This window comes from Pseudomonas sp. FeS53a (assembly GCF_000931385.1).
GTDB classification, from domain to species: domain Bacteria; phylum Pseudomonadota; class Gammaproteobacteria; order Pseudomonadales; family Pseudomonadaceae; genus Metapseudomonas; species Metapseudomonas otitidis.
In genome coordinates, this window is the sequence record NZ_JYFT01000085.1 from 99,643 (window position 1) to 112,282 (window position 12,640).

Here is a 12,640-nt window from a genome sequence, read left to right on the forward strand (position 1 = left end):
GTGGCGGGAGTGTAGATGACCTCGATTTGGTAAATAATCCGCCGCAAAGCAAAACTTTATTGCCACATAGGGATAATCCAATGAACCGGTGGGAAGGCCTGGACGAATTCATCGCCGTTGCGGAAACCGGCCAGTTCACCGCCGCGGCTCAGCGCATCGGCCTCTCTTCATCCCAGGTGAGCCGCCAGATCGCCCGCCTGGAAGAACGCCTGCAAACCCGCCTGTTCTACCGCAGCACCCGCAAGGTGGCGCTGACCGAGGCCGGGCAGACCTTCCTGCAGCACTGCCAGCGCTTAGTAGATGCGCGGGACGAGGCTATGCGCGCCATCAGCGACCTGACCGGCGAACCCAAGGGCCTGCTGCGCATGACCTGCGCGGTGGCCTATGGCGAGCGCTTCATCGTGCCGTTGGTGAACGCCTTTATGGCGCGTCACCCGCAGCTGCGGGTCGACATCGAGCTGAGCAACCGCCCGCTGGACCTGGTGCACGAAGGCCTGGACCTGGCCATCCGCCTTGGCCGCCTGCAGGACTCGCGGCTGGTGGCGACGCGCCTTGCGCCCCGCGTCATGTACCTGTGCGCCGCCCCGAGCTACCTGGAACGCTATGGCCGGCCCCACAGCCTGTCCGAGCTGGCCCGGCACAACTGCCTGGTGGGCAGCTCGGACCAGTGGACCTTCCAGCAGGACGGCAAGGAACAGAGCCTGAGGGTGCAGGGCAACTGGCGCTGCAACAGCGGCCAGGCCGTGCTGGATGCCTCGCTACGTGGCTTCGGCCTGTGCCAGCTCCCCGACTACTACGTGCTGGACCACCTGAAGAGCGGCGAGTTGGTGTCCCTGCTGGAGCAGCATCGCCCGCCGAATACCGCCGTCTGGGCGCTGTATCCCCAGCAGCGCCACCTGTCACCCAAGGTCCGCCAACTGGTGGATGCACTCAGGGACGGCCTGGCGTCGACCCACCCGGCGGCGTAGGCGTGGAGGCCCGCCCATGGCGATGCAGGAAGCCGTGGACGTGTCCAGGGAAGCGCGAAGCCACCCAGGCGAACCCCAGGTACTTGAGGACCTTGCCTGCCAGGATGGCGGCGAACGCTCCCGGGTAGGCTAGCGGCACGGTGGACAACGCCAGCAGCGCCGGCGTCTGCGGCAAGGGCAGCAGGGCCACGGCGAAGAGCGCCAGCAGGCCGTACTCATGGGTCCAGCCCATCACCCGCAGCCAGGACGGGTCAGTGGCCATGGCCGGGAACCAGGCGTACAGCTGGCTCCAGCCCAGGTAGTGGGCGATCAGCATCATCCCCAGCGCACCGCAGCTGCTGCCCAGGGCGGCGAACAGGCTGACCACGCCCCAGCGCCGGGGCGCCATGAGCACGGCGGGAACCAGGACGGAGGTGATGGGATAGGCCGCCGTCAGGGTGCCGACGAAGGCCAGCCCCAGACACAGCCAGGGCAGCCGCCAGCCGTCACCGGCCCAGCGCAGCACCCGGTGCAGGTAGCCTTCCAGGCGGGGCAGCAGGCGTCCCAGGCGCTTCATGGCAAGGCTCAGCGGTCGAACAGGCCACGCTGCAGGCGCAGCAGGTCTTCGGGGGTGGTGACCTTGATGTTGTCGGCGCGCCCTTCCACCAGACGGGGCGCAGCGCCGGCCCACTCCATCGCCGACGACTCGTCGGTGATCGCCACGCCGGCGACCAGCGCATCGGCCAGGCCCCGGTGCAGCGCACCGAAACGGAACATCTGCGGGGTGTAGGCCTGCCAGACCTGGCTGCGGTCGATGGTGTCGGCGACTCGCCCATCAGGGCCGATCCGCTTGAGGGTGTCCCGGGCGGGGACCGCCAGCAGGCCGCCCACCGGATCGTCGGCCAGCTCCGCCAGCAGGCGATCCAGGTCGAAACGGGACAGATTGGGTCGGGCCGCATCGTGCACCAGCACCCAGTCGCGCGGTTGCGCGCCGAGTTCGGCCAGACGCAGGAGTGCATTGAGCACCGAGTCCGCACGCTCCCGGCCACCCTCGGCGCGCTCGATGCGCGGGTCACGGGATGCAGCAAGGCTCGGCCAGTACGGGTCCTCAGGGCTCAAGCTGACAACCAGGCGCTTGAGCCGTGGGTGGTCGAGAAAGGCTGCAAGGGTATGTTCGAGCAAGGTGCGCCCGGCCAGCTCCAGGTACTGCTTGGGCCGGTCGGCACGCATGCGGGCCCCCACGCCGGCGGCGGGGATCACGGCCCAGAATTCGGGGAGCTCGGGTGGGGTCATTCGGTGATCTGGTAGAGGGTCTCGCCCTCTTTGACCATGCCCAGCTCATGGCGGGCACGCTCCTCGACGGTTTCCGTACCCTTCTTGAGCTCCGACACCTCGGCCTCGAGGATGCGATTGCGCTCGAGCAGGCGCTCGTTCTCGCCCTTCTGCTCGGCGATCTGCTTTTCCAGTTCGGCGACTTGGGCGAGGCTGCCATCACCCACCCAGAGGCGATACTGCAACCCGGACAAGGCCAGGATCAGTACAACGAACAACCAGTAGGGGGATTTGGCCATCGAAAGAGAAGTATCCATACGAAAAGGGCAGCTTTCGCTGCCCTTTTTATCATCCCCGGCTTAGCCGCGGAACTCGGCACGACCGCGGTAAGGGGCCTTTCCGCCCAGTTGCTCTTCGATACGCAGCAGCTGGTTGTACTTGGACACGCGGTCGGAACGGCACAGGGAGCCGGTCTTGATCTGGCCGGCAGCGGTGCCTACGGCCAGGTCGGCGATGGTGCTGTCCTCGGTTTCACCGGAACGGTGGGAGATCACCGCAGTGTAGCCGGCAGCCTTGGCCATCTGGATGGCTTCCAGGGTCTCGGTCAGGGAACCGATCTGGTTGAACTTGATCAGGATCGAGTTGGCGATGCTCTTGTCGATGCCTTCCTTGAGGATCTTGGTGTTGGTCACGAACAGGTCGTCACCCACCAGCTGCACCTTCTCGCCGATCTTCTCGGTCAGGGACTTCCAGCCGGCCCAATCGGACTCGTCCATGCCGTCTTCGATGGAGATGATCGGGTAGCGCTGGGTCAGGCCGGCCAGGTAGTCGGCGAAACCGTTGGCGTCGAACACCTTGCCTTCGCCGGCCAGGTCGTACTTGCCGTCCTTGAAGAATTCGCTGGAAGCGCAGTCCAGGGCCAGGGTCACGTCGGTGCCCAACTTGTAGCCAGCATTGGCGACGGCTTCGGCGATGGCGCCCAGAGCGTCTTCGTTGGAGGCCAGGTTCGGGGCGAAGCCGCCCTCGTCACCCACCGCGGTGTTCAGGCCACGGGCCTTCAGCACGGCTTTCAGGTGGTGGAAGATCTCGGCGCCCATGCGCAGGGCGTCGGCGAAGTTCTTGGCGCCGACCGGCTGGACCATGAACTCCTGGATGTCGACGTTGTTATCGGCGTGCTCGCCGCCGTTGATGATGTTCATCATCGGGACGGGCATGGAGTACTGGCCCGGAGTGCCGTTCAGGTCGGCAATGTGCGCGTACAGCGGGACACCCTTGGCCTGGGCAGCTGCCTTGGCAGCCGCCAGGGACACGGCGAGGATGGCGTTGGCGCCCAGCTTGGCCTTGTTCTCGGTACCGTCGAGCTCGATCATCGCGCGGTCCAGGGCCTTCTGGTCGGTCGCGTCCTTGCCCAGCAGCAGGTCGCGGATCGGGCCGTTGATGTTGGCCACGGCCTTCAGCACGCCCTTGCCCAGGTAACGGCTCTTGTCGCCATCACGCAGTTCCAGCGCCTCGCGGGAACCGGTGGATGCACCGGACGGCGCGCAGGCGCTGCCGATGAAACCGTTCTCGAGGATCACGTCGGCTTCCACGGTGGGGTTGCCACGGGAATCCAGAACCTCGCGGCCCTTGATGTCGACGATCTTTGCCATTGTTGTTAGCACTCCAAAGTTGACGATAACGCTGCAGCGAAATTAGAGGGGCGGGCCGTCCGGATGTTCATTCGGCAGTTCCGGCGAAAACATGACCAACTGGTCAGCTTGCGCCCGCCCGGCACTTTACCGGAGAACTGCCGGCTCAGGCAGTCTCGATCGGCGGAAAAGCCTTGACCAGGTCATCCAGGCGCTTGAGCTGGTCGAGGAACGGCTCAAGCTTGTCCAGGCGTAGGGCGCACGGGCCATCGCACTTGGCGTTGTCCGGGTCCGGGTGGGCCTCGAGGAACAGGCCGGCCAGCCCCTGACTCATGCCCGCCTTGGCCAGGTCGGTGACCTGGGCGCGACGACCGCCCGCGGAATCCGCGCGGCCGCCCGGCATCTGCAAGGCGTGGGTGACGTCGAAGAACACCGGGTAGCCGAACTGCTTCATGATGCCGAAGCCGAGCATGTCGACCACCAGGTTGTTGTAGCCGAAGGACGAACCGCGCTCGCAGAGGATCAGGCGATCGTTACCGGCTTCTTCGCACTTGGTCAGGATGTGCTTCATCTCCTGGGGTGCGAGGAACTGGGCCTTCTTGATGTTGATGACTGCGTTGGTCTTCGCCATCGCCACCACCAGGTCGGTCTGGCGGGAGAGGAAGGCCGGCAGCTGGATGATGTCGCAGACCTCGGCCACCGGAGCGGCCTGGTAAGGCTCGTGCACGTCGGTGATGACCGGCACGCCGAAGGTCTTCTTCACCTCTTCGAAGATCTTCATCCCCTCTTCCAGGCCGGGGCCACGGAAGGAGTTGATGGAGGAACGGTTGGCCTTGTCGAAGCTGGCCTTGAACACATACGGGATACCGAGCTTCTCGGTGACCCGCACGTACGCTTCGCAGACCTTCAGCGCCAGGTCACGGGACTCCAGCACGTTCATGCCACCGAAGAGCACGAAGGGCTTGTCGTTGGCGATCTCGATGTCGCCGACGCGAACGATCTTCTGCTGCATGCTCAGGCCTTCTTCGCTTTCTGGGCCAGGGCGGCCTTGACGAAGCCGCTGAACAGCGGATGGCCGTCACGCGGGGTGGAGGTGAACTCCGGGTGGAACTGGCAGGCGACGAACCACGGATGGTCCGGTGCCTCGACCACTTCGACCAAGGCGCCGTCGCCGGAGCGGCCGGTGATCTTCAGGCCGGCTTCCTTCAGTTGCGGCAGCAGGTTGTTGTTCACTTCGTAGCGGTGGCGGTGGCGCTCGACGATCTCGTCCTTGCCGTAGCAGGCGTGAACCTGGGAGCCGGCCTCCAGCTGGCAGGCCTGGGCGCCGAGGCGCATGGTACCGCCCAGGTCCGAGGCTTCGGTACGGATCTCGGTGGCACCGGTGGCGTCCTGCCACTCGGTGATCAGGCCGACCACCGGATGGCCGCTGGCCTTGTCGAACTCGGTGGAGTTGGCGTCGGTCCAGCCAAGTACGTTACGGGCGAACTCGATCACGGCCACCTGCATGCCGAGGCAGATGCCCAGGTAGGGGATCTTGTTCTCGCGGGCGTACTTGACGGTGGTGATCTTGCCTTCCACGCCGCGCAGGCCGAAACCGCCGGGGACCAGGATGGCATCGACGCCTTCCAGCAGGCTGGTGCCCTGGTTCTCGATGTCTTCGGAGTCGATGTAGCGCAGGTTCACCTTGGTGCGGTTCTCGATGCCGGCGTGGCTCATCGCTTCGATCAGCGACTTGTAGGCATCCAGCAGCTCCATGTACTTGCCGACCATGGCGATGGTGACTTCCTTCTCGGGGTTCAGCTTGGCGTCAACCACGCGATCCCACTCGGACAGGTCGGCACCGCCGCACTGCAGGCCGAAACGCTCGACGACGAAGTCGTCCAGACCCTGGGCGTGCAGCACGGAAGGAATGCGGTAGATGGTGTCGACGTCCTGCAGGGCGATGACCGCACGCTCTTCCACGTTGGTGAACAGCGCGATCTTGCGGCGGGAGGACAGGTCGACCTCGTGGTCGGAACGGCAGATCAGCACGTCGGGCTGCAGGCCGATGGAACGCAGCTCCTTCACCGAGTGCTGGGTCGGCTTGGTCTTGGTCTCGCCGGCGGTGGCGATGTAGGGCACCAGGGTCAGGTGCATCAGCATCGCGCGCTTGGCGCCGACCTCCACCCGCAGCTGGCGGATGGCTTCGAGGAAGGGCTGGGACTCGATGTCACCCACGGTGCCGCCGATCTCCACCAGGGCCACGTCGGCATCGCCGGCGCCCTTGATGATGCGACGCTTGATCTCGTCGGTGATGTGCGGAATCACCTGGATGGTGGCGCCCAGGTAGTCACCACGGCGCTCCTTGCGCAGCACATCAGCATAGACGCGGCCGGTGGTGAAGTTGTTGTTCTGGGTCATGGTGGTGCGCACGAAGCGCTCGTAGTGGCCCAGGTCGAGGTCGGTCTCGGCGCCGTCCTCGGTGACAAACACTTCGCCGTGCTGGAACGGGCTCATGGTGCCCGGGTCCACGTTGATGTACGGGTCCAGCTTGAGCATGGTGACCTTCAGGCCCCGCGCTTCCAGAATGGCGGCCAAGGATGCCGAGGCGATGCCTTTCCCCAATGAAGAAACAACACCACCCGTGACGAAGATGTAGCGCGTCATGAATAACCCTAGAAGTCAGCGTTTAGGCGGAAGGCCGCCGGAGAGAGCGAATCGGGCCTGGGCCCGGAATCTGGAACAGTGCCGAAACGGCAAGCACCTGCCAGTTCCGAGGGAATCGGCAGGTGCTCTGTAAGACGGGAGCGTAGTCTACCGGAAAGACCCTTTCAGCTCAAACCTTGGTCATTCGTCGGGGGTGTCCAAGACAGGGTCCAGCCCCCCTCCCGAGGCCCCTCCAGCCCTTGAAGATTGGGCACCGCAAGCAGTTCGTCGCCTCGGTAGAGCAAGGGCAGGCGACCCCGGGCAAAAGCCGGGAAACCCCGTTCGTTGAGCAGCCGCTTGAGGTCACGGCGCCCCCGTCCGTCGAGCTGCATGGCCTCCCCGCCTTGGCGATAGCGCACCTGCAAGGGACCTTCCGGTTCCCGCCCCTCGATCCACACCACACCATTGCCGTCCAGGGCCAGGGGATGCTCGGGGTTTGGCCAGGGCTGAGCCGTCGGCACGGTATCCAGCCAGGCGCTGCCGAGCCACCAGAGCCGGCCACCGGCGCGGCGCAGTTCGCCACCAGCCAGGCGCCAGACCGGTTCGGCATCCGGTGCGGCATCACGCAGGGCCACCCAGCCCGCCCAGTGATCGCTGTCGGGCATGGCCGTGAAGGGGGCGAGCCAGTGACGCAAGGCATTGCGCTGCCGTGGTTCGGACAACGCCAGCAGCGGATCGAGGGAGAGGGTCGGCAAACCCAGCCAGGGGAATATCTCGGAGTCTCGCGCGGCAGCCAGGTCGATGGCTGCCAACTCCCCCAGCAACGCCTCACCCTCGGCCAGGTGCGCAGCACTGCGGGCCATGCCGCCGAGCGCGCGCGGCCAGCGTGACACCAGGGCAGGCAGTACGATCTGTCGCAGGTAGTTGCGGTCCAGCCGGGTGTCCTGGTTCGACGGGTCCTCGACCCAGTCCAGCCCTTGCTCCCGCGCATAGGCCTCCAGGTCCTGGCGGGCCACGTCCAGCAACGGCCGCAGCAAGTGACCGCCGCCCAGAGCGCGGCTCACCGGCATCCCCGCCAGCCCCCGCACGCCAGCACCGCGCATCAACCGGAACAGCAGCGTCTCAGCCTGATCGTCACGGTGCTGAGCCAGCATCAGCACCTGCCCCCCCTCCACAGCCTGCTCGAAGGCGCCATAGCGCGCCCGACGAGCGGCATTCTCCAGGCTGGCGCCCTCCTCCACGACAACGGAGGCATGCATCAAGGGCACACCGAGTCGGTCACACACGGCCTGGCAATGGGCCGGCCATGCCTCGGCAGCCGCCTGCAGGCCGTGATGGACATGAAGTGCGCTGAGCGGCGGCACGTCACCCTGGCGGGAGAGCACAACGAGCAGATGCAGCAGGACGGTGGAGTCGAGGCCACCGGAGAAGGCGACCATCCACCCCGGCGCGGAACGCCAGGGCAGGGTGCGGGACAGCAGGAGGGAATGGAGCGAGCGGGCCAGTGGCGAGCCCTCATCGGCCCGCCCCGGCGCGTGGCCCTCAGGCCACGCCATAACTCATCAGGCGCTCGTAGCGACGGGCCAGCAGGTCGTCGACCGACAGCTTCTTCAGGGTCTTGAGCTGGCCGAGCAGCTCCTCGCGAATCGACTGGGCCGCAATGGCCGGCTCGCGGTGGGCACCGCCCAGCGGCTCCGGAATGACCTTGTCGACGATCCCCAGGCCCTTCAGGCGCTCGGCGGTGATGCCCATGGCCTCGGCCGCGTCGGGCGCCTTCTCGGCGGTTTTCCACAGGATGGAGGCGCAGCCTTCCGGCGAGATCACCGAGTAGGTGGAGTACTGCAGCATGTTCAGGCGATCGCACACGCCGATGGCCAGCGCACCGCCGGAACCACCTTCGCCGATCACGGTGGCGATGATCGGGGTCTTCAGACGCGCCATGACCCGCAGGTTCCAGGCGATGGCCTCGCTCTGGCCGCGCTCTTCGGCATCGATGCCCGGGTAGGCACCAGGGGTGTCGATGAAGGTCAGGATCGGCATCTTGAAGCGCTCGGCCATCTCCATCAGGCGGCAGGCCTTGCGGTAGCCCTCGGGACGGGGCATGCCGAAGTTGCGACGGACCTTCTCACGCACTTCACGGCCTTTCTGGTGACCGATCACCATCACCGGCTGGTCGTCCAGGCGGGCTACGCCGCCGACGATGGCCGCGTCGTCGGAGAAATGGCGATCGCCATGCAGCTCGTCGAACTCGGTAAAGATGTGGCTGATGTAGTCCAGGGTGTAGGGCCGGCGCGGATGGCGGGCCAACTGGGCGATCTGCCAGCTGGTCAGGTTGCCGAAGATGCTTTCGGTCAGGGCGCTGCTTTTTTCCTGAAGGCGGGCAATCTCGTCGCTGATGTTCAGCGCATTGTCGTTGCCGACCAGGCGCAGCTCCTCGATCTTGGCTTGCAGGTCAGCGATCGGCTGTTCGAAATCCAGAAAGTTCGGGTTCATAGGCTTCCGTCGTGCGCGTGGGGCCAGGCGGCTGGGTCCATTTGGCGCCCTACCTTAAAGGAAGGGCGCATGTGGGTCGAGAGAACGCGGCGCGTCAGCCGCGTCTCACCGGTAGTGCAGGAAGACGTTGTCGCGCCCGAACTGGTCACGCAATGCCTGAATCAGCGTATCGGCCGGGTCGATGCACCACTGCTCGCCGAACTGCAGCAAGGCCCGGGCACTGGGACCTGCGTAGTCGATGGTGATCGGGCAGGAGCCCCGGTGGCGCCCGCACAGGTCGGCGAGCCAGCGCAGGCGGTCGCCTTGCAGGGCCCTGTGGTCCACCTTCATCCGCAGGCTCTCGGCCAGCCCGGTACGCGCCTCCTCCAGGCTCATGACGCGCTTGGCACGCAGGCGCAGGCCACCGGAGAAGTCGTCGTGGCTCACCTCCCCTTCCACCACCACCAGCGCATCGGTCTGCAGCAGGGTGTGGGCAGAGGCGAAGGCATCGGCGAACAGGGAGGCCTCGATGCGCCCGGAGCGGTCGTCGAGGGTGATGAAGCCCATCTTGTCGCCCTTCTTGTTCTTCATCACCCGCAGGTTGACGATCAGGCCGGCGATGGTCTGGGTATCCCGCGCGGGCTTGAGTTCGACGATGCGCTGGCGGGCGAAGCGGCGCACCTCGCCCTCGTATTCGTCGATGGGGTGGCCGGTGAGGTAGAGCCCCAGGGTGTCCTTCTCGCCCTTGAGGCGCTCCTTGAGGGTCAGCTCCTTGGCCCGACGGTGGTTGGCGTAGACGTCGGCGTCGGGCTCGGCGAAGAGCCCTCCGAACAGGTCCATGTGGCCGCTGTCGTGGCTGCGGGCGGTCTGCTCGGCGGCCTGGATGGCCTCCTCCATTGCCGCGAGCAGCACGCCCCGGTTGCGGTCGATGCCAGCCTGGTAGGCCTTGGGCTCGTCACTGAAGAACGGCCCGAGGCGATCCAGCGCACCGCCACGGATCAGCGCTTCCAGCGTGCGCTTGTTGATGCGCTTGAGGTCGACACGGTTGCAGAAGTCGAACAGGTCCTTGAACGGCCCGCCCTCGTCACGGCATTCGACGATGGCCTCCACCGGCCCCTCGCCCACGCCCTTGATCGCACCGAGGCCGTAGATGATCTGCCCGGCGTCGTCGACGGTGAAGCGGTAGTCGGAGTTGTTCACGTCCGGCGCGACGATGCGCAGCTTCATGCTGCGGCACTCTTCGATGAGCGTCACTACCTTGTCGGTGTTGTGCATATCCGCCGTGAGCACCGCCGCCATGAAGGGCGACGGGTAGTGGGCCTTCAGCCAGGCGGTCTGGTAGGAAACCCAGCCATAGGCGGCGGAGTGGGATTTGTTGAAGCCATAACCGGCGAACTTCTCCACCAGATCGAAGATGTTGCCCGCCAGCTCGGCATCGATGCCATTGCTGGCACAACCTTCGATGAAGCCGCCGCGCTGCTTGGCCATTTCCTCGGGCTTCTTCTTGCCCATGGCACGACGCAGCATGTCCGCGCCGCCGAGGGTGTAGCCCGCCATCACCTGGGCGATCTGCATCACCTGTTCCTGGTACAGGATGATGCCGTAGGTGGGCTTGAGCACCGGTTCGAGGCCGGCGTACTGGTAGTCCGGGTGCGGGTAGGAGAGCTCGGCACGGCCGTGCTTGCGGTTGATGAAGTCGTCCACCATGCCGGACTGCAGCGGCCCCGGACGGAACAGGGCCACGAGGGCGATCATGTCTTCCAGGCAGTCGGGCTTGAGCTTCTTGATCAGCTCCTTCATGCCGCGGGATTCAAGCTGGAAGACCGCTGTGGTCTCCGCCTTCTGCAGCATGTCGTAGGTCTTCTTGTCATCCAGCGGGATGCGGTCGATGTCCACCAGCGGCAGGCCGTTCTTCTCCTGCTCGCGGTTGATCATCTCCATGGCCCACTTGATGATCGTCAGCGTGCGCAGGCCGAGGAAGTCGAACTTCACCAGGCCGGCCGCCTCCACGTCGTCCTTGTCGAACTGGGTCACCAGGCCGCCGCCTTCCTCGTCACAGGCGATGGGCGCGAAGTCGGTCAGCTTGGTGGGGGCGATCACCACGCCACCGGCGTGCTTGCCGGTGCCCCGGGTGATGCCTTCGAGCTTGAGGGCCATGTCCCAGATTTCCTGGGCTTCCTCATCGGACTTGAGGAAGTCCCGCAGGACCTCTTCCTGGTTGTAGGCCGCCTCCAGGGTCATGCCCACTTCGAAGGGGATCATCTTCGACAGGCGATCGGCCAGGCCGTAGGACTTGCCCTGCACACGCGCCACGTCACGCACCACCGCCTTCGCCGCCATGGAGCCGAAGGTGATGATCTGGCTCACCGCATTGCGGCCATACTTCTCGGCCACGTAGTCGATCACGCGGTCGCGGCCGTCCATGCAGAAGTCGACGTCGAAGTCGGGCATGGAGACGCGCTCGGGGTTGAGGAAACGCTCGAACAGCAGGTCGTAGGCCAGCGGGTCGAGGTCGGTGATCTTCAGCACGTAGGCGACCAGCGAGCCGGCACCCGATCCACGGCCAGGCCCCACCGGGACGCCGTTGTTCTTCGCCCACTGGATGAAGTCGGCAACGATCAGGAAGTAGCCGGGGAAGCCCATCTGGATGATGGTGCCCAGTTCGAACTCCAGGCGGTCGATGTAGAGCTGGCGCTTCTCTTCGTAGTCCGGGGTCGTCTCCTTCGGCCAGAGCACCGCGAGGCGTTCTTCGAGGCCTTCGTAGGAGGCGTGGCGCAGGTAGTCGTCGATGCCCATGCCATTGGGCGTCGGGAAGTCGGGGAGGAAGTGCTTGCCCAGGCGCACGTCGATGTTGCAGCGCCGGGCGATCTCGACGGTGTTCTCGATGGCGTCGGGGAGGTCGCTGAACAGCTCGGCCATCTCTTCCGGTGACTTCAGGTACTGCTGGTTGGAGTAGTTGCGCGGACGGCGGGGGTCGTCGAGGGTCCGGCCTTCGCCGATGCACACGCGGGTCTCGTGGGCCTCGAAGTCGTCGGCCTTGATGAAGCGCACGTCGTTGGTCGCCACCAGCGGTGCTCCGCAGCGATCCGCCAGGGCCACGGCCGCGTGCACATGTTCCTCGTCATTGACGCGGCCGGTGCGTTGCAGCTCCAGGTAGAAGCGATCCGGGAACACCGCCTGCCACTCCGCCAGCAGGCGTTCGGCGGCTGCCGGGTCGCCGTTGAGCAGCGCCATGCCGATCTCGCCTTCCTTCGCGCCGGACAGAGCGATCAGGCCTTCGGCGGCCTCCTTCACCCAATCGCGCTGGATGATCACCAGGCCGTTGCTCTGGCCATCGGACCAGCCACGGGAGATCAACTCGGTGAGGTTGCGATAGCCCTTGCCGTCCATCGCCAGCAGCGTCATACGGCTGAGGGGGCCGTCTTCGTCCAGGCTCGCCAGCCAGATGTCGGCGCCACAGATGGGCTTGATGCCGCCACCCTGGGCCGCCTTGTAGAACTTGACCAGGGAGCACATGTTGCTCTGGTCAGTGACCGCCACCGCTGGCATGCCGGCAGCCGCCACGGCCTTGATCAGGGGCTTGACCCGCACCAGGCCGTCGACCAGGGAGTACTCGGAATGGAGACGGAGATGCACGAAGGAAACGGTCATGACGATCCTTTGGAAGAGGCAGAAACGGCAGGGCCCGGATTGTAC

The 12,640-nt window shown here is 65.7% G+C and carries 10 protein-coding genes; 1 reads left to right on the forward strand and 9 read right to left on the reverse strand.

What is annotated here, in order from left to right; translation table 11 throughout:
• Window positions 1–80 precede the first annotated feature (80 nt).
• Window positions 81–968 (forward strand): LysR substrate-binding domain-containing protein, encoded by an 888-nt coding sequence (locus SZ55_RS26715; protein WP_044414318.1) that lies wholly within the window; start codon window positions 81–83, stop codon window positions 966–968.
• On the opposite strand, the gene SZ55_RS26720 is transcribed toward SZ55_RS26715, so the two are convergent.
• The 9 genes from SZ55_RS26720 to dnaE form a co-directional block, all read right to left on the reverse strand.
• Window positions 931–1,524: a hypothetical protein gene (locus tag SZ55_RS26720; protein ID WP_052807681.1), complete on the reverse strand. Its 594-nt coding sequence runs from the start codon at window positions 1,522–1,524 to the stop codon at window positions 931–933. The genes SZ55_RS26715 and SZ55_RS26720 overlap by 38 nt on opposite strands.
• Before the next feature lie 8 nt (window positions 1,525–1,532).
• A complete protein-coding gene (gene ispD, locus SZ55_RS26725; RefSeq protein WP_044414320.1) occupies window positions 1,533–2,240 on the reverse strand; it encodes a 2-C-methyl-D-erythritol 4-phosphate cytidylyltransferase in 708 nt (235 codons plus the stop codon).
• A complete protein-coding gene (gene ftsB, locus SZ55_RS26730) occupies window positions 2,237–2,518 on the reverse strand; it encodes a cell division protein FtsB (protein WP_044414324.1) in 282 nt (93 codons plus the stop codon). Before ftsB ends, ispD begins: the two co-directional genes overlap by 4 nt.
• A gap of 60 nt (window positions 2,519–2,578) precedes the next feature.
• Window positions 2,579–3,868 (reverse strand): phosphopyruvate hydratase, encoded by a 1,290-nt coding sequence (gene eno, locus SZ55_RS26735; RefSeq protein WP_044414327.1) that lies wholly within the window; start codon window positions 3,866–3,868, stop codon window positions 2,579–2,581.
• A gap of 145 nt (window positions 3,869–4,013) precedes the next feature.
• The gene (gene kdsA, locus SZ55_RS26740) at window positions 4,014–4,859 is read right to left on the reverse strand and encodes a 3-deoxy-8-phosphooctulonate synthase (RefSeq protein WP_044414329.1); all 846 of its coding nucleotides are present in this window, start codon (window positions 4,857–4,859) and stop codon (window positions 4,014–4,016) included.
• 2 nt (window positions 4,860–4,861) lie between these two features.
• On the reverse strand, window positions 4,862–6,493 hold the full coding sequence (locus tag SZ55_RS26745) for a CTP synthase (protein WP_044414337.1): 1,632 nt from the start codon (window positions 6,491–6,493) through the stop codon (window positions 4,862–4,864).
• A gap of 164 nt (window positions 6,494–6,657) precedes the next feature.
• Window positions 6,658–8,028: a tRNA lysidine(34) synthetase TilS gene (gene tilS / locus SZ55_RS26750; protein WP_044414340.1), complete on the reverse strand. Its 1,371-nt coding sequence runs from the start codon at window positions 8,026–8,028 to the stop codon at window positions 6,658–6,660.
• On the reverse strand, window positions 8,015–8,965 hold the full coding sequence (gene accA, locus SZ55_RS26755) for an acetyl-CoA carboxylase carboxyl transferase subunit alpha (RefSeq protein ID WP_044414343.1): 951 nt from the start codon (window positions 8,963–8,965) through the stop codon (window positions 8,015–8,017). Before accA ends, tilS begins: the two co-directional genes overlap by 14 nt.
• A 105-nt stretch (window positions 8,966–9,070) precedes the next feature.
• On the reverse strand, window positions 9,071–12,595 hold the full coding sequence (gene dnaE / locus SZ55_RS26760) for a DNA polymerase III subunit alpha (protein ID WP_044414346.1): 3,525 nt from the start codon (window positions 12,593–12,595) through the stop codon (window positions 9,071–9,073).
• Window positions 12,596–12,640: the final 45 nt, after the last annotated feature.

Bases quoted from the DNA above. Each gene is read 5' to 3' on its own strand.
- SZ55_RS26715 (WP_044414318.1), top strand. From the start codon at position 81: ATGAACCGGTGGGAAGGCCTGGACGAATTCATCGCCGTTGCGGAAACC.
- SZ55_RS26720 (WP_052807681.1), bottom strand. From the start codon at position 1,524: ATGAAGCGCCTGGGACGCCTGCTGCCCCGCCTGGAAGGCTACCTGCAC.
- ispD (WP_044414320.1), bottom strand. From the start codon at position 2,240: ATGACCCCACCCGAGCTCCCCGAATTCTGGGCCGTGATCCCCGCCGCC.
- ftsB (WP_044414324.1), bottom strand. From the start codon at position 2,518: ATGGCCAAATCCCCCTACTGGTTGTTCGTTGTACTGATCCTGGCCTTG.
- eno (WP_044414327.1), bottom strand. From the start codon at position 3,868: ATGGCAAAGATCGTCGACATCAAGGGCCGCGAGGTTCTGGATTCCCGT.
- kdsA (WP_044414329.1), bottom strand. From the start codon at position 4,859: ATGCAGCAGAAGATCGTTCGCGTCGGCGACATCGAGATCGCCAACGAC.
- SZ55_RS26745 (WP_044414337.1), bottom strand. From the start codon at position 6,493: ATGACGCGCTACATCTTCGTCACGGGTGGTGTTGTTTCTTCATTGGGG.
- tilS (WP_044414340.1), bottom strand. From the start codon at position 8,028: ATGGCGTGGCCTGAGGGCCACGCGCCGGGGCGGGCCGATGAGGGCTCG.
- accA (WP_044414343.1), bottom strand. From the start codon at position 8,965: ATGAACCCGAACTTTCTGGATTTCGAACAGCCGATCGCTGACCTGCAA.
- dnaE (WP_044414346.1), bottom strand. From the start codon at position 12,595: ATGACCGTTTCCTTCGTGCATCTCCGTCTCCATTCCGAGTACTCCCTG.